The sequence below is a fragment of the Mesorhizobium sp. M1365 genome (assembly GCF_040317865.1).
GTDB lineage: Bacteria > Pseudomonadota > Alphaproteobacteria > Rhizobiales > Rhizobiaceae > Mesorhizobium.
Genome location: NZ_JAMYLG010000005.1, coordinates 280169 through 296095 on the forward strand (window position 1 = coordinate 280169; position 15927 = coordinate 296095).

General features: G+C 63.7%; 13 protein-coding genes and 1 tRNA gene. 7 read left to right on the forward strand and 7 right to left on the reverse strand.

Annotated features, from left to right (window positions below; all coding sequences use genetic code 11):
* Positions 1–112: 112 nt before the first annotated feature.
* Together NKH04_RS09190 and NKH04_RS09195 are read left to right on the forward strand one after the other, a co-directional pair.
* Positions 113–1486 carry a glutamate--cysteine ligase gene (locus NKH04_RS09190; protein ID WP_352773963.1) on the forward strand — a complete coding sequence of 458 codons (1374 nt, stop codon included), beginning with the start codon at positions 113–115 and terminating at the stop codon, positions 1484–1486.
* 102 nt (positions 1487–1588) lie between these two features.
* Positions 1589–2650 (forward strand): DUF937 domain-containing protein, encoded by a 1062-nt coding sequence (locus NKH04_RS09195; protein ID WP_352616703.1) that lies wholly within the window; start codon positions 1589–1591, stop codon positions 2648–2650.
* Between the two features lie 177 nt (positions 2651–2827).
* On the opposite strand, the gene NKH04_RS09200 is transcribed toward NKH04_RS09195, so the two are convergent.
* On the reverse strand, positions 2828–3118 hold the full coding sequence (locus tag NKH04_RS09200) for a DUF1127 domain-containing protein (RefSeq protein WP_352616701.1): 291 nt from the start codon (positions 3116–3118) through the stop codon (positions 2828–2830).
* A gap of 234 nt (positions 3119–3352) precedes the next feature.
* On the opposite strand from NKH04_RS09200, the gene NKH04_RS09205 reads away from it, so the two are divergent.
* From NKH04_RS09205 to NKH04_RS09215, 3 genes are all read left to right on the forward strand, one after another.
* Positions 3353–4309: a LysR substrate-binding domain-containing protein gene (locus tag NKH04_RS09205; RefSeq protein WP_023680469.1), complete on the forward strand. Its 957-nt coding sequence runs from the start codon at positions 3353–3355 to the stop codon at positions 4307–4309.
* 70 nt (positions 4310–4379) lie between these two features.
* Positions 4380–5945: an exodeoxyribonuclease VII large subunit gene (gene xseA / locus NKH04_RS09210; RefSeq protein WP_352541773.1), complete on the forward strand. Its 1566-nt coding sequence runs from the start codon at positions 4380–4382 to the stop codon at positions 5943–5945.
* A 28-nt stretch (positions 5946–5973) separates the two neighbouring features.
* Positions 5974–7101, forward strand: a complete 1128-nt coding sequence (locus tag NKH04_RS09215) for a DmpA family aminopeptidase (RefSeq protein ID WP_352616697.1) — start codon at positions 5974–5976, stop codon at positions 7099–7101.
* A 62-nt stretch (positions 7102–7163) separates the two neighbouring features.
* Here the strand turns inward: NKH04_RS09215 and NKH04_RS09220 are convergent, their stop codons facing one another.
* The 4 genes from NKH04_RS09220 to NKH04_RS09235 form a co-directional block, all read right to left on the reverse strand.
* Positions 7164–7418: a DUF768 domain-containing protein gene (locus NKH04_RS09220; RefSeq protein WP_023719384.1), complete on the reverse strand. Its 255-nt coding sequence runs from the start codon at positions 7416–7418 to the stop codon at positions 7164–7166.
* 511 nt (positions 7419–7929) lie between these two features.
* Complete coding sequence (locus NKH04_RS09225) at positions 7930–8274, reverse strand: Atu4866 domain-containing protein (protein ID WP_352472700.1); 345 nt, start codon at positions 8272–8274, stop codon at positions 7930–7932.
* Entirely contained in the window at positions 8274–9002 is a 729-nt protein-coding gene (locus NKH04_RS09230) for an SDR family oxidoreductase (RefSeq protein WP_352773961.1), read from the reverse strand. The genes NKH04_RS09225 and NKH04_RS09230 overlap by 1 nt, the downstream gene beginning before the upstream one ends.
* 92 nt (positions 9003–9094) lie before the next feature.
* Positions 9095–9847, reverse strand: coding sequence for an SDR family NAD(P)-dependent oxidoreductase (locus NKH04_RS09235; RefSeq protein WP_352616693.1), 753 nt, complete (start codon positions 9845–9847; stop codon positions 9095–9097).
* A gap of 137 nt (positions 9848–9984) precedes the next feature.
* Here NKH04_RS09235 and NKH04_RS09240 point away from each other — a divergent pair, with 137 nt between their 5' ends.
* Positions 9985–10893 carry a LysR family transcriptional regulator gene (locus NKH04_RS09240; RefSeq protein WP_352616690.1) on the forward strand — a complete coding sequence of 303 codons (909 nt, stop codon included), beginning with the start codon at positions 9985–9987 and terminating at the stop codon, positions 10891–10893.
* 61 nt (positions 10894–10954) lie between these two features.
* Here NKH04_RS09240 and NKH04_RS09245 read toward each other — a convergent pair.
* Positions 10955–11031: transfer RNA gene (locus NKH04_RS09245), tRNA-His, on the reverse strand.
* A gap of 339 nt (positions 11032–11370) precedes the next feature.
* Positions 11371–11829, reverse strand: coding sequence for a phasin (locus NKH04_RS09250; RefSeq protein WP_254819298.1), 459 nt, complete (start codon positions 11827–11829; stop codon positions 11371–11373).
* A 253-nt stretch (positions 11830–12082) separates the two neighbouring features.
* Here NKH04_RS09250 and NKH04_RS09255 point away from each other — a divergent pair, with 253 nt between their 5' ends.
* Positions 12083–15814: a PAS domain S-box protein gene (locus tag NKH04_RS09255; protein WP_352773958.1), complete on the forward strand. Its 3732-nt coding sequence runs from the start codon at positions 12083–12085 to the stop codon at positions 15812–15814.
* Positions 15815–15927: the final 113 nt, after the last annotated feature.

Sequence of the window (15927 nt, forward strand, 5' to 3'; positions counted from 1 at the left end):
CAGTGGCCGCGTGTCCTTTCGGGCGCGTAAAGGACGCTGTACCATTTGATTGGGCACCTGATCCCTTCCGAAAATCGAAGCCGATTTTCAGGGTCATGTGCGGAGGGCTCCTATGGCGCGCGATACAACCGACTTCCGGCCGATAGAAAGCGTCGACGAACTCGTCGAGCATCTGGCCGAAGGCAACAAGCCGCGCGACAAATGGCGCATCGGCACCGAGCACGAGAAATTCCCGTTCTATGTCGACGGCAATGCGCCGGTGCCCTATGGCGGCGAGCGCGGCATCCGCGCCATCCTCGAAGGCATGCAGGACAAACTCGGCTGGGACCCGATCATGGATGCCGGCCGCATCATCGGCCTGGTCGAGCCGACCGGCCAGGGCGCGATCTCGCTGGAGCCCGGCGGCCAGTTCGAGCTGTCCGGCGCGCCGCTGGAGACGATCCACCAGACCTGCCGCGAAGGCAATGCGCATCTGGCGCAGGTGCGCGAGATCGCCGAACCGATGGGCATTCGTTTTCTCGGCCTTGGCGGCAGCCCGAAATGGTCACTGGCCGAGACGCCGAAGATGCCGAAATCGCGCTACGAGATCATGACCCGCTACATGCCCAAGGTCGGCACCAAAGGTCTCGACATGATGTACCGGACCTGCACGATCCAGGTGAACCTCGACTTCGAAAGCGAAGCCGACATGCGCCGCAAGATGCAGGTGTCGCTGAAGCTGCAGCCGCTGTCGACGGCGCTGTTTGCCAACTCGCCCTTCACCGAAAGCCGGCCGAACGGCCTGCAGAGCTGGCGCGGCGAGATCTGGCGCGACACCGACAATCAGCGCTCCGGCCTGCTCGAATTCTGCTTCTCGCCCGATTTCGGCTTTGCCGATTATGTCGAATGGGCGCTCGACGTGCCGATGTATTTCGTCATCCGCGACGCCCAGTACCATGACATGACGCACATCACCTTCCGCCAGTTCATGGCGGGTGCTGCCCGCAACGACCTGCCGGACGGGCTGCCGACGATGGGCGACTGGGCGAACCATCTGTCAACGCTGTTTCCCGACGTGCGGCTGAAGCGCTTTCTCGAAATGCGCGGCGCCGATGGCGGGCCGTGGCGGCGCATCTGCGCGCTGCCGGCCTTCTGGGTCGGGCTGCTCTACGATGCGGCTGCGCTCGACGCGGCCGAGGCGCTGACCTCGAGCTGGAGCTACGACGAAGTGCTGGCAATGCGCAACGCGGTGCCGGAACAGGGCATCTCGGCGCCCTTCCGCAACACGACATTGCGCGAGATCGCCCGCGACGTGCTCGTCATCTCGCGCATGGGACTGAAGAACCGCGGCCGCAAGAACCGCGACGGCTATGACGAGACCTCGTTCCTCAACACGCTGGACGAGGTCGTCGCGCGCGGCACCACCAGCGCCGAAGAGATGCTCTCGGCCTACCACACACGCTGGGGCGGCTCGATCGAGCCGGTGTTCATGGAATACGCGTATTAACGCTTCGCTATCCGCTTGGCCGATGGTCCGGCAAATTCGCTTCAATCGGTGATGGAAACGAACTAGGCTTCTCCAACGAGGATTTTCCCGGAGGAGAAATCAATGCCTTCCTTGTTCGATATTCTGGCGCAGGCCCAGAACGGCAACGGCATGCAGGCGCTGGCCCAGCAGTTCGGGCTTTCGCAGCAACAGACGCAGGCGGCGGTCGCGGCGCTGCTGCCGGCCTTTTCGCAGGGGCTGAAGCGCAACACGGCGGACCCTTACGGGCTCGGCTCCTTCATGACGGCGATGGCCAGCGGCCAGCACGCCAAATATTTCGACGATGCAAGCCGGGCCTTCTCGCCGCAGGGCCTCAATGAAGGCAACGGCATTCTCGGCCATTTGTTCGGCTCGAAGGACCTGTCGCGGGCCGTCGCCAACCAGGCCGCGCAGGCGAGCGGCGTCAGCCAGCAGGTGTTGCAGCAGATGCTGCCGGCAATCGCCTCGATGATGATGGGCGGGCTGTTCAAGCAGACCACCAACCAGCTAGGCGGGCAGATGCATGCGGCAGGCGGTGGCGGTAATCCGCTTGGCGAGCTCATCGAGCAGATGATGCGGCAGGCGGGCGGCGGCGGCCAGGTGCCGGCCCCTCAGCCTGCAGGCCCCACGGATAACCCGCTCGGCAAGGTGTTGCAGGACATGTTCGGCGGCGCACAGCAGCCGCAACAGACGCAGAGCCCTTACGGCGACAACCCGCTGGGCAAAGTGCTGCAGGACATGTTCGGCGGCGGGCAGCAGCCGCAAAGCCGGCCGCAGCAGACGCAGAACCCTTATGGTGACAATCCGCTCGGCAAGGTGCTGCAGGATATGTTCGGCGGCGGTGCACCACAGCCACAGCAGCCGCAGAACCAACCCCAGCAAACACAGAACCCTTATGGTGACAATCCGCTCGGCAAGGTACTGCAGGACATGTTCGGCGGTGGCGCACCGCAGTCTCAGCCGCGTCAGGCGCCGCAGCAACCCCAGGCGCCGCAGCCGCAGGCCAATCCGAGCGGCAGGCCGAGAAATCCGTTTGACGACCTGTTCGGCAAGATGTTCGAGACAGGCGCCCAGCAGCGCGACGACTACCAGAAAGGCATGGAGTCGATCTTCGACCAGTTCAAGCAGGGCATGGGCCGGCGCTAGACCAGATACCGGCAACCAATCATCAGTGCCGCCCAAAAAAGAAAGCCCGGTCCTGGGAGGACCGGGCAGCGCGCAGGCTGGCCGGGGGGGATCCGGCAGGGAGTGGGGAGCCTGCGTAACTTGGTGGCGTCGTGCCTCAAAAAGGTTCAACGCGCCCGAACGGCGAAACCCACGCGATCACACGACCTTGCGGGCAATATCCTCGATCGTTTCGGCGCGCTCGACCGCGATGACGCGAAGCCTCTCTGTCGGATCGCGGCCAAAGGGTACACCGACAGCGACGTGCAGGTCGGCGCGGGTCAGGCCGATGTCGGCGAGCTCGGCATCCGACATCTCGCCGAGGCGATAAAAGGCGCGGCGGTTTTTCCAGGCGCGGTAAACATTGGCAGCGGCATTGGCCACGCGCGTCGCAACGGCCGGACGCGAGGTGATGCGCGAGGTCTCGGTAGCGAAATCAAACGTAGCCATGTCGGTCTCCTTCACATTCGAACGGGCGAAACCGGTCGATCGGGCGCTGGCGACAGCGGCCATTCCGGCTTCGATTCATCTAAGATGATGCATGTCGTCGCCCCAAAACCGGTGCCCACTTTTGGGCGACATGCATTCGCTTCATGTGGACAATCGGAATTTGCCATGGCGCGATTGATTAATCCAACGAATGTTTCTAATCTTTAGCATCAGCATCAATGATGGATTAGGCCAATGAAAGCGCCGCTCGATCTCGATCAGTTGCAGACCTTCATCTCGATTGTCGACACCGGCAGCTTTACCCGCGCGGCGGAAGCGGTGCATCGGACCCAGTCTGCGGTGTCGATGCAGATGCGGCGGCTGGAGGAACGGATCGGCAAGCCGCTGTTCGAAAAAGACGGCCGCACCAACAGGCTGACCGAGGAAGGCGACAGACTGCTCTCCTACGCAAGGCGGCTGCTCTATCTCAACAAGGAAACACTGGCCGCCTTCGACGACCGCCGGCTCGAAGGCACCATCCGCATCGGCACGCCGGACGATTATGCCGATCGCTTCTTGCCAGAGATCATGGCGCGGTTTGCCCGTTCCAACCCGCATGTCGAACTGACCGTTATCTGCGAACCGACGCCGGGACTGGTCGAACACATCAAGCGAGGCAATCTCGACCTGGCGCTGGTGACGCACAACGACGCGCGCGGCCAGTCGGAAGTGGTGCGGCGCGAACCGCTGCTGTGGGTTACCTCGGCCAACCATGCGACGCATGAGCAGCCGATCCTGCCGATGGCCTTCGGCCGGCCGAACTGCATCTGGCGGCGGGCCGCCGCCGACGTGCTCGATCAGCAGAGCCGCGACTATCGCATCCTGTTCACCAGCTTCTCTGCCACCGTCATCGCCGCCGCGGTGCTTTCCGGCCTGGCGATCTCGGTGCTGCCGGAATGCGCCCTGCGGCCCGGCATGCGGGTGCTGGGCGAGGCCGATGGTTTCGGCGCCCTGCCCGATTGCCGCATCGGCATCATGCGCGGTCAGACCTCGCGGCCGGAGATCGTCGACGCGCTTGCGCGCCACATTTCGGAGAGCCTCGACAATATTTCCGTGCCACTCGGCGAGGAGACCGGCACGTTCGACTTCGCCGCCCTCGCCTTCGCCAAGATGAAGCGGACCAAGCCGAACCAGATCCTGCCGGGCTGGTGATCGCGCGATTGGGGCGGACATCGAACACGGCCGCCTTGACGCCGGCCAGCAATCGTCCCCCAATCGGCCGATGAGCGACGCAGCATCCGAATCACGCACCAACGCTACCGAATATACGGTGAGCGAGATTTCCGGCGCGCTGAAGCGTACGGTCGAGGACCTCTTCGGCAATGTACGGGTGCGCGGCGAGATTTCCGGCTATCGCGGACCGCATTCCTCCGGCCATGCCTATTTCTGCCTGAAGGACGATCGCGCGCGGCTCGACGCCGTGGTGTGGAAGACCACAATGAGCCGGCTGAAATTCCGTCCGGAGGAAGGCATGGAGGTGATCGCCACCGGCCGGCTCACCACCTATCCCGGAAAGTCGAACTACCAGATCGTTATCGACAATCTCGAGCCGGCCGGTGCCGGTGCGCTGATGGCGCTGCTGGACGAGCGCAAGCGCCGGCTGCAGGCCGAAGGCCTGTTCGATGCGGCGCGCAAGCGCAGGCTGCCGTTCATGCCCTGCGTCATCGGCGTCGTCACCTCGCCGACAGGCGCCGTCATCCGCGACATCATCCACCGCATCAAGGATCGGTTTCCACTGCACGTGCTGGTCTGGCCGGTGCGGGTGCAGGGCGAGACGGCGGGTGCGGAAGTGACCGCTGCCGTCAACGGCTTCAACGCACTGCCATGGGACGGCGCCATCGCGCGGCCCGATCTGTTGATCGTGGCACGCGGCGGCGGCAGCCTGGAGGATCTGTGGGGCTTCAACGACGAAGCGCTCGCCCGGGCCGTCGCCGCTTCGGGTATTCCGGTGATTTCCGCGGTCGGCCACGAGACCGACTGGACATTGATCGATCTGGCTGCGGATGTGCGGGCGCCGACGCCGACAGGCGCCGCCGAGATCGCCGTGCCGGTCAAGGTCGACCTCGAAGCGACGCTTGCCGGCCTTGGCGCGCGGTTGAAGACCGCACTGTCGCGCAATTTCGAACGCAAGCGGCAGGCGGCACGCGCGGCCGCCCGGGCGCTGCCCTCGCCCGACCAGTTGCTGGCGCTGCCGCGGCGGCGCTTCGACGAGGCGACGAGCCGGCTCGGCCGGGCGCTGTCGGTCAGCGTCGAGCGCAAGCGAGCCAGGCTTCTGGGGCAGCGGCTGACGCCGGCGACCTTGTCGCGGCGCATGAACGAAGCCCGCACGCTGACCCGCCGCGACCTCGCCCGTGCGCAAGCGGCTTTCTTCGCCATCGTGCGCGAGCGTCGGGCGCGGCTTTCACGCACGGCGACCAGACTGTCACCGGCGCCCATCGCCAGACGGCAGAAACTGCAAGGCGATGCACTGCTGGCACTGACACGGCGGCAGGACCAGGCGATTTCAAGACGGCTGGACCGCCTGCGTGGAAAACTGACGCAGGCCGACCGGCTGCTGGCGACGCTCTCGCACAAGGCCGTGCTGGCGCGAGGCTTCGCGCTGGTCAAGGATGTGGACGGCGCCGTGGTCAAGCACGCGGCAGAAGTTGTGTCGGGGATGGCGCTTTCACTGGAGTTCGCCGACGGCACCGCCGATGCAGTCGCCATCAGTGGCACGATGCGGCCGAAGACGGTTGCGAAGCCCGCGGCCAAGCTCAAGGCGCCGGGCGGCCAAGGTTCGCTCTTCTGAGGGTGACCAAGACTTCTTTGAGGGTGAAATGACCGACCCGCACCTTGCAATGCCCTCGGGCAAACTGCGCGCCCGCGCCTTCGCGATCCCATTCGATGGAACGCCGGGCCGCTTCAACGCCATCACCGATGTGCCTGGCGTGACGGTGGGCTATACGACACTGATCTCAGGGGATGGGCCGCTCGTCGTCGGCAAGGGTCCGGTACGCACCGGCGTGACCGCGATCCTGCCACGGCCCAGAGGCGAGTTGGCCGTCCCGGCGTTCGCCGGGATGTTCAGCGCCAATGGCAATGGCGAACTGACCGGCTCGCATCTGATAGAGGAACTTGGAGCGTTCAATCTTCCCATCACCATCACCAACACGCATTCCTGCGGCGTCAGCCGCGACGCAACGTTGCGCTGGATGCAGGCGGTGCTGCCGCAATCGCTCGACAGCGCCTGGGCGCTGCCGGTGGCGGGCGAGACTTACGACGGCTTCCTGAACGATATCAACGGCCACCATGTGAGCTTCGAGCACGTGTTTTCCGCGCTCGAAACGGCTGAAAGCGGGCCGATCGAAGAGGGCAGCGTCGGCGGCGGCGCAGGCATGATCACCTTCGGCTTCAAGGCAGGGTCCGGCACATCCTCGCGCAGCGTCGACTGGAATGGAGAGCGTTTCACGATCGGCTGCTTCGTCCAGTCGAATTTCGGTGCACGGCGGAACCTCGTGATCCGTGGCATCAGAGCCGGAGCGGAACTCGCCGAACCGGCGACCCGGGACAACACGCCGCGAGCGGAAAAGAGCTCGATCATCGCGATCGTCGCCACCGACGCGCCATTCATGCCGCACCAGTTGAAACGGCTGGCGAAACGCCTGCCGCTCGGCGTCGCGCTGACCGGCGGCTATGGATACAATTCATCCGGCGATATTTTTCTGGCCTTCAGCACGGCCAATGCCGATGCGGCGCGGGGCGCGGCCGGCAAGCTGGTCAGCGCCGGCTATATACCGGATGCCGACATCAACCCGTTCTTCGACGCCGTCGTTCAGAGCGTGGAAGAGGCAATCCTCAATGCTCTGGTCGCCAATGAAGACATGACCGGGCGCGACGACAATTTCGTGCCAGCGTTGCCGGAAGCATGGCTCGAGGAGAGATTTGGCAAAGCTGCGCGGCGATAAGACCGCGCAACTGCATCAGACAGGCAATGTTCGCCCGGCAGGTTTTGCCGGGGGGCGGTCCGTCAGCCGGCAGGCTTGTTGGAATTCTGCTCGTCCTGGTCGGCCTCGGCCGCCTCTTCGAGCCTCGAAGCAATGAGCTCCTGAATGTCGCCGACCTCTTCCTGGATATCCTCCAGGGGTATGCCGGCTTCGGCGGCCTTGGCCGCACATTCCCTGGCGAGGGTCTCGGCCTGCTTCTCGATCCTGGCTGGCGAGGGCTGGCAGTGGACTTTTTCGCCAATCCACCCGCGCAAGAACTCGATTGCGTGTTCACTCATACTGCTGTTTCCCTAGCGGCTATGCCGGTTGGTAATCATAAACGTCGGCATCTTCGAAAAGATGCGTGCTGCCATTCGAGCCGAGTCGGCTTCGCCCGGCAAGCCGAACTTGTCCGAGGTCCACAGAGCCGAAGGGAATGGAGGGTTCAAGGAGCACGTTCTAGTTCTTGAGGACTGATTCTCTCGAGGAAACTCGTTCGACCCGCGCTATTGTTTCTATTTGCTTTTTGTCGGTTTTCAAGCCGTTTTAGATCACAATAGATGTCGCAATGACTAGCACATTTACCGCGCTCTCGCCGGCACCATGTAAGAGGCGAGCCGTCAAAGCCGCCGCTATATAGTGATAACCATTTGCAATGTCGACTCTGCTTGCGGTCCTGCTTCTTTCCGCCGCGCTTGCTGGGAGATATGTGGTGTGACGGGCCTTGCCGTGCAAGCTGCCGAGCGCCTCATGCAAGGCATGCAATAGCGTCTTGTGGAAACCCTGAAGTGCTTGTCTCAGGGTGGCTCTCTACCGCTGGCGGTAAAGGATCATGCCGGCATGATAGAGGACGCCTTCGACGAACTCACCATCCGCGGTGAAGCCCGTATCGTCCCAGTATTCTATGTGGTTGCCGTGCACTTCATAGCGTCCCCGGTAGGCGCTTTCGCGGTCACCGCGCGCTTCGTCATAACGGCCGTTCGCCAGGAGTTCGTGCCTGATATGGCGATCCTCGGTGACCCACATTCCGACATAGGGATGAGCTTGGTGCGTCATTGGTTCCTCCGCAAGGATTGGAGTTGCAGGAAGGGTCAGGCCGGTTGGAGCTACAGCAACGGCAATACCCGTAAGCACTGCGGCCAAAGTGGATCGCATCAATGCGCCGCCTTCGTCGGACGCACGACTATCTCGTTGACGTCGACATCGTCGGGCTGTTCGATTGCATAGCGCACTGCCCTGGCGACGGCATCGGGTTTCAGTGCAATAGCACGCCAGCTTTTCATGGCGGCGGCAGCGGCTTCGTCGGAGATCGTGTTCGCCAGCTCGCTTTCCACCACGCCAGGATGAATGCAGGTTACGCGGATATCGTCACTCTCCTGGCGGAGCCCATCGGAAATCGCGCGGACAGCGTATTTCGTTGCGCAATAGACGGCAGCCGTGGGCGAGACGGCCAGTGCGCCAATGGAACCGATATTGATGATGTGACCGGAGCCGCGTGCCGTCATCTCGGGCAGAACCGCCGCGACGCCGTACAGAACACCCTTGATGTTGACGTCCACCATCAGCTCCCACTCGTCGACCTTCATGGCTGCCATGGCCGACAGCGGCATGACGCCCGCATTGTTGACGATGACATCGACCTGGCCCCATTCGGCCCGGGCTGCGTCGGCGAATGCTGCGACATCCGCCCTCCTGGTGACGTCGAGCGCTCGCACGCGAACCGTTCCACCAGATGCCTCGATTTCGGCCGCAAGCGCTTCAAGGCGGTCGGTGCGGCGTGCGCCGAGCATCAGCTTCGCACCTGCCGCGCCAAGCTCGCGGGCAATGCCAGCGCCGATGCCGCTGGAGGCACCGGTGATCAGAACAACTCTGTTCATGGTCATCGAGATGATCCTTTTGGTCTGTGATTATTTTCACGATGTGAAGGGATTGGGTGCGGGTGAGCTCCCGCGGCGCGCCGGCCCTATTGGGGGGCTCACTGGGCGGTGTAGCCGCCATCGACCAGAAGCAAGGCCCCGGTGATGAAGCTGGACGCCGGCGAGGCAAGAAAGGCGATGGCCTCGGCAACTTCTTGCGGCTGGCCGATCCGGCCGATTGGATGCGCGCCGCCGAAGCTGCGCAGCATCTCCCGGCCATTCTCCACCACGCCTTCCATGATGTCGGTTTCGATCACGCCAGGGGCAACGGCGTTGCAGCGAATGCCCATGCGCCCGTATTCGATCGCGATCACCTTGGTCAGCTGTGCGACAGCCGCCTTGGACGAGGCATAGGCCGCCTGCGTCTCGAAGGCCGCAACCGCCGAGATCGACGAGACATTGACGATCGCGCCGCCACCGCCGGCGGCCATCAGTTCCACAGCGGCACGGGCAGTGACGAAGCTGCCGCGCGCGTTGATCTGCAGAATGCGGTCATAGTCGTCGACCGAGGTCTCAGTCAGTCGTTTGTTGAGCGTGCGACCGGCATTGTTCACGACGATATCCAGTCGTCCGAAGCGCTTCGCGGCGAGTTCGACCGAGCGTCTGGCCAGGTCCTCGTCGGCGACATCGCCGACCAGCGTTGCCACATCCTCGGCTTCCAATTCGCGTACGCTGTCGCTGAGATCGCTTGCCACGATCCGGGCCCCGCGCGCACGCAGCAGCTCCGCCGTGCAACGACCGATTCCGCGTGCCGCGCCGGTCACGAGAGCGACCTTTCCATCCAGGTTCCAGGAGGAAGGCAGTGATGTCATGGGGTATCTCCTTGGTCAGCCGGCATCGACCTGGATCGGGGGATCAAGCCTTTCTTGCCGTTGCGACAGAGATAGAGCCATGGCATTGTCGCGATAAGCCGCCCGCCGTTAATCTCTATGGTAAGTTTGGCTAACCAATGGACATCGATCTCAATGCAATTGCCGTCTTCGTCACCGTGGCCGAGGAACGCAATTTTCGCGCTGCGGCAGACCGGTTGGGCGTGACGCGCTCAGCGGTCAGCCAGAGCATCCTCAGGCTTGAACAGCGCCTTGGCATCGCATTGCTGCAGCGCACGACACGCAGCGTCAACCTGACCGAAGCGGGCGAGCGCCTGCTGGCGAGCGTCGCACCGGCGATCGCCGACGTGAACGCGGCAATCGAAGCCACCACGGAGTTGCTGGACCGCCCGCGCGGCCGCCTGCGGATCGCGGTTTCGTCTATCGCAGAGGCCTTTCTGTCAGGACCATTGCTGGCGTCCTTTGCAGAAAGATTTCCCGAGGTGCATCTGGATATTGTGGTCACCGACGAGGAATTCGACATCGTTGCCGAAGGCTATGATGCGGGAGTGAGGCTCGGCGAAGTGATCGAGCAGGACATGATTGCCGTGCCGGTATCGGGCGATCAGCGACAGATGGCCGTCTGCGCCCCGCGCTATCTCGAAAAGTTCGGAGCACCCGCCCATCCGCGCGAGCTTGTGGCACGTCGATGCATCGGCTGGCGGCCGGCGCCGGGAGTTTCGCCCTATCGCTGGGAGTTCGGCGAGGACGGGCGCGAGTTCGACGTGGCAGTCGCGCCCGAGATCACGACCAACGACATGTGGCTGATGATCCGGCTGGCCGTTGCGGGCGCCGGGATCACGTTCGGCATGGCCGATACATTCCGCCCCTGGCTCGACCGCGGCGAGCTCGTGCCAATCCTCGACGGCTATCTTCCGCCGTTTGCGGGTTTCTATCTCTATTTCCCAAGCCGACGAAATATCGCGCCGAAGCTGAGAGCCCTCGTGGATCACCTGCGCGGCGCGCGTCAGGCGCGGGACCGCGGGTGAGCGCTACGGGATCGTAGTGAACGCTCGGCGCTATTGGTCAGAAACCTGGCTGAAAGCTGAATGGTACCGTTGGCTGGGATCGAACCAGCGACCTCCGGATCCACAATCCGGCGCTCTAACCATCTGAGCTACAACGGCACGTTTGCCTGAGCGGGATCGAGATGAAACGTTCGGGACCCGCTCTGTCGTTCGGCGATGCGTCCATACGGGCTATCGGAGTTTAATTCAAGGCTTTTGGCAAGGCAAAAGCTCGCTCCGGCATCGAGTCATTTTCCGCCGGACAAAAGAAAAGGCCGGCGGGAGGAGGTGCCGGCCTTTTCCTGTTACGAGCCAGCGGGAGGAGGTGCTGGCTGGTCACCCCGGTGAGCAGAGGGAGGAGGTTCCACCCGCCGGGTATTCACTTGAACCACTATATCGCACATCTATTTGTCTGACGAAATGCGACCTTTTGATGCATCGTCAAACTGTGCGCAAATATTAGGCGATCTTGATTTCTTTCACGGCCTTCTCGAAGGCGGTCTTGATCGGCTTGGATACGTCCTCGGCCGCCTTGGCAGCAACCGCCTGGAAGTCCTTAGCCTGCTCGACGGTCATTTCGACGCGCTTGCGCAGGAAAGCGGTCTGCAACTCGACGACTTCCGACAGCGACTTGGCGCCGATCAGCGCTTCGAAATGCGAGAAGCCGGCTTCGGCATTGGCGCGCAGGGCGGCGATGGTCTTGAGCGACAGGTCGCTGGAAACGGACTTGGCGGTCTCATAGGTCGACTCCAGAGCCTTCTGGGTCTCCTCGGCGCCGGTCTTCAGCTTGGCGTAGGCCTCTTTCGACTGCTCAACGCCCTTTTCGGCGAAGGCACGGATCTGGTCGGTGGCCTTCGAAGCGTCGAAGCTCGGGAATTCAACGTTTTCGATCGTTTCAGCGGTCTTGGTCCTGGACATTTTCCATCCTTTTCAGCGGCAGCGGCTTTGACAAAATGCCGTCTCGTTCATCTATCATGGCAATATAAAGGCAAATTTTGTGCATTGCAACATATCTGTTGCATCGCACCATAAAATATTTGGTTCGCGGCGTTAACCACGCGCCTAGAGATTCCGCTGGTTGCACGCTATGACTTGTGGACCTTCGCGCCGTCGGCTTTTATTAACAAAGCGTTAACCGCAAATTGCCCGCTCTGTGAGGGTCGCCAAGCGCATGCCGGCTGAAAACTACTCCTTCCTTGACGTCGCCGTGCTCGACGCCGTCCGCCTGCGCTTCGCCGCAGGCGACGCGATCGCCATTCTGTCGGCAGATCTCGAGCAGGTGATCTGGGCCAACGGGCCCGGCGCGGCGGTATTCGGCTATCCGGACATCGGCGCTATCATCGGCGCCTCGGCAGGGTTGCCGCTGATCGCCCGGCGCCAGATCATGGCAACCAGCGGTTTTCCGCAGATCGGCCGCGACCGTGCCATCACGGTCCGGCTGGCGACCGGCCTGACCAGCCGCGCCGTCGGTTTCCTGGCCAGCGCGGTGACCATGCCCGATGGCGAGGAAGCAATCATGCTGGCGCTGCCGGCGGCGCAGACCGGCTCGCGCAGCGCGGCCGAGATCGCCGACCGCGCCATCGGTGGCTTTACGGAAGACGGCCACTACATCGCCTTTGTCGATGCCAAGGGCAATATCGACGCCGCATCGGACGGCTTTTCGGCGCTCGGCATCCGGCCTGAGACGCTGGCCGCGCTTGTCGCCGACGTGGCGAACGAGAGCGACCGCATCGTCAAGCGCCTGGTTCCGGGTGGGTCCAGCTCCTATCCCGCGGGCCTTGCCCGGCTGACGGAAGAGCGGCACCTGCTGGTGGTGATCGACGAGGACCGGCTTGACGGCGAGGCTCCCGATGGCGAACGCGCCGGCGGGGAAACCGAGGCGGCAGCGGCACCGAGCGGTGGCGATCTTCCCCAGCCAACGGACCAGGACAACGAGCAGCCGATCGCCAGCAGCGGCGCGGCGGAGATCGACCTTGCAGCGATGGAAGGCACCTCAGCATCGGCGGAGCACGAACCTGCCGACGCGGCCGACGATCACCGCACGGTTGGCGAAACGCCGACGCAGCATGACCATTGGTACTTCAATGCCGGCGACGACACGCAGGTCCCGCCCGGGGCAGCTGTGTCCGGCGAAGTCGAGACCCCAGCCAGCGCGGATACTTCGCCGGAAAGCGCCGCAAAAGCCACCAAAGCCGCCTCCCCGGCCGAACACCGCGCTTCGGCGATCGATCGCACCGCCGCGCCCATGCGTTTCGTCTGGCGTACCGACGCGGAGGGCCATTTCAGCGCCCTGTCGCCGGAATTTGCCGAGCTCGTCGGCAAGCCTGCCGCCGACGTGATCGGCCGCCGCTTCGAGGATGTTTCGGCCGCCTATGGCCTCGATGCTTCTGGCGAGATTGCCGGCCTGCTCGAACGGCGCGACACCTGGTCCGGCCGCTCCGTGCTGTGGCCGGTCGCCGGCACCGATCTGAAGATACCCGTCGATCTGGCGGCGCTCCCGGTTTACAGCCGCAGCCGCGTTTTCGAAGGTTTTCGCGGTTTCGGCGTGGCCAGGAGCGGCGATGCGGTGGTCGATCCGGATGCCGTCGGCATGGCCCTTGTCGCCGAGGAGAAACCTGCCGCGACCATCGGGCCGAAAGCCGTCGAACCTCTCCCCGAGACACCTAAACCCGCCGATCCGTTCAGGGGCGAAGTGCCGGCATTGACCATCGTGCCAAAACCCGAGCGGCGCTTTGCCGACAAGGTGATCCGGCTGGCCGAGCACCGGCAGCCGGCCAACGACAAGGGCCTGTCGACGCTGGAACGCAGCGCGTTTCGCGAGATTGGCGAGCGTCTCAAGAAGGACAGCACCCCGGCCGAAGAGCAGCCCAGCGCCGGAAAGCAGAAGCCGGTTGAGAAAGTCGAGGCAGCCGGCAAGGCCGACGAGCCAAAGCTGAAAGAAGCCGGGCTGGCGGACAAGGGTGAGATGCCGGCGCAAGGTCCGGAAAGCGAGGCGGCTGCCGCCGAACCGCCCGAGGCCGATGCCGAGGACCAGAAGGACCTCGCCCGACTTGACGGCGAGCAGCCGGATGAGGCGGAAGCAGAGGCGCAAGCCGGCGAACCCGTCACACGCCCTGTTTCCGGATCGCTGCTCGACTATGCCGACCGCGAACCCAGCGATGAGGCGCAGGAAGGCGTTGAGCCCAGCACGAACCGTCGAACGATCGTCGCCGAAGCGCCGCGGGATGGCGACGACGACAGCATGACGGCCGAAGACTTCCGTGACGCCGAGGACAGCGAGGATTGGTCCGAGGACAGCGCAGCCGCAGCCGATGCTGCCGGCCAGGTGCCGCCCGTCGAGCGGCCGCAGGCACCACCGCTCAAACTCGACGGCTTCGTGCCGTCGGCGTTTGCCGGAGAGGACAACACGGGGCCGGATACCTCGATCCTCGGCAAGCTGCCAGTGCCGGTGCTTATCCATTCCGGCGATCAGCTGCATTACGCGAACGACGAATTCCTCGGCTTGACCGGCTATGCGACGCTCAATTCCCTGGACGAGGCCGGCGGGCTCGGCGCGCTGTTTGCCGACCCTTATGCCGACGACGGCAGTTCGGACGGCGGCGACCGCGCTCTGCGGCTGAAAACGCGCGAAGGTCAGGAGTTTCCGATCGATGCGATTTTACGCTCCGTGCCCTGGGGAAACGGCAAGGCGCTGATGCTGGTCGTACGTCGTTCCGGCGACGACGAGGCAGCAGCCATTCCACATGGCGCCGCCGAAGACCAAACGCAGCCGGATGTTTCCGAGCTCAAGGCACGCATTGCCGAAATGCGCACTATCATCGACACCGCCACCGACGGCGTCGTGCTGATCGGCCGTAACGGAACGATCCGTTCAATTAGCCGTCCGGCGGAAGCGCTGTTCGGCTTCGACAGCGACGAGGTGACCGGCAAACCGTTCGTCTCGCTGTTTGCGATCGAAAGCCAGCGCGCGGCGCGTGACTATCTCGAGGGGTTGTCGGAGCCCGGCGTTGCAAGCGTGATGAACGATGGCCGCGAGGTGATCGGGCGCGAGGCGCAGGGGCGTTTCATTCCGCTGTTCATGACTATCGGCAGGCTGCCCAACGACAGCGGCTTCTGTGCGGTGGTGCGCGATATCACCCAGTGGAAGCGGGCCGAAGAGGACTTGACCCAGGCGCGCGCAGTCGCCGAACGCGCTTCGTCGCAGAAGACCGATTTTCTGGCCCGCATCAGCCACGAGATCCGCACGCCGCTCAACGCCATAATCGGCTTTTCCGAGCTGATGGTCGACGAGAAATTCGGGCCGGTGGCCAATGACCGTTATCGCGACTATCTGCGCGACATCAACCGTTCGGGCAACCACGTTCTCGACCTGGTCAACGACCTGCTCGACATTTCGAAAATCGAGGCCGGCCAGCAGGAGATGGCCTATGAGGCGGTGTCGCTTAACGACACACTGGCCGAAACCGTGGCGATGATGCAGCCGCAAGCCAACCGGGAACGCGTCATCATCCGCTCCAGCTTCGCCTCGCGGCTGCCGGAAGTGGTGGCCGATCTGCGCAGCGTGCGGCAGATCGCGCTCAACATCCTGTCGAACGCCGTCCGCTACACGCAGGCTGGCGGCCAGGTGATCGTGTCGACGGCTTACGAGATCTCCGGCGATGTCGTCATGCGCGTGCGCGATACCGGCATCGGCATGAGCCAGTCCGAGATCGAGCAGGCGCTGAAGCCGTTCAAGCAGATCAATGCGCTGAAGCGCGGCCGTGGCGACGGCACGGGTCTTGGGCTGCCGCTGACCAAGGCGATGGTCGAAGCGAACCGGGCCCGGTTCACCATCAACTCGACGCCCGGCGAGGGAACCCTGGTCGAAGTCGCCTTTCCCTCGACCCGCGTGCTCGCCGGTTAGCTATGGTTGCGCAAAGAAAAAAGGCGTCCAACAGGACGCCTTGAATGATAGGATTGCTGTCACAACGGGGCTTGAGCGAATCAGATCCTCTCGGGGCTAAGAGGAACGGGATT

Excerpts from the sequence above, each read along its gene's own strand:
- NKH04_RS09240 (WP_352616690.1), top strand. The coding sequence starts at position 9,985 with ATGGACATCGATCTCAATGCAATTGCCGTCTTCGTCACCGTGGCCGAG.
- xseA (WP_352541773.1), top strand. The coding sequence starts at position 4,380 with ATGAGCGACGCAGCATCCGAATCACGCACCAACGCTACCGAATATACG.
- NKH04_RS09200 (WP_352616701.1), bottom strand. The coding sequence starts at position 3,118 with ATGGCTACGTTTGATTTCGCTACCGAGACCTCGCGCATCACCTCGCGT.
- NKH04_RS09215 (WP_352616697.1), top strand. The coding sequence starts at position 5,974 with ATGACCGACCCGCACCTTGCAATGCCCTCGGGCAAACTGCGCGCCCGC.
- NKH04_RS09220 (WP_023719384.1), bottom strand. The coding sequence starts at position 7,418 with ATGAGTGAACACGCAATCGAGTTCTTGCGCGGGTGGATTGGCGAAAAA.
- NKH04_RS09255 (WP_352773958.1), top strand. The coding sequence starts at position 12,083 with ATGCCGGCTGAAAACTACTCCTTCCTTGACGTCGCCGTGCTCGACGCC.
- NKH04_RS09190 (WP_352773963.1), top strand. The coding sequence starts at position 113 with ATGGCGCGCGATACAACCGACTTCCGGCCGATAGAAAGCGTCGACGAA.
- NKH04_RS09195 (WP_352616703.1), top strand. The coding sequence starts at position 1,589 with ATGCCTTCCTTGTTCGATATTCTGGCGCAGGCCCAGAACGGCAACGGC.
- NKH04_RS09205 (WP_023680469.1), top strand. The coding sequence starts at position 3,353 with ATGAAAGCGCCGCTCGATCTCGATCAGTTGCAGACCTTCATCTCGATT.
- NKH04_RS09250 (WP_254819298.1), bottom strand. The coding sequence starts at position 11,829 with ATGTCCAGGACCAAGACCGCTGAAACGATCGAAAACGTTGAATTCCCG.
- NKH04_RS09225 (WP_352472700.1), bottom strand. The coding sequence starts at position 8,274 with ATGCGATCCACTTTGGCCGCAGTGCTTACGGGTATTGCCGTTGCTGTA.
- NKH04_RS09230 (WP_352773961.1), bottom strand. The coding sequence starts at position 9,002 with ATGACCATGAACAGAGTTGTTCTGATCACCGGTGCCTCCAGCGGCATC.
- NKH04_RS09235 (WP_352616693.1), bottom strand. The coding sequence starts at position 9,847 with ATGACATCACTGCCTTCCTCCTGGAACCTGGATGGAAAGGTCGCTCTC.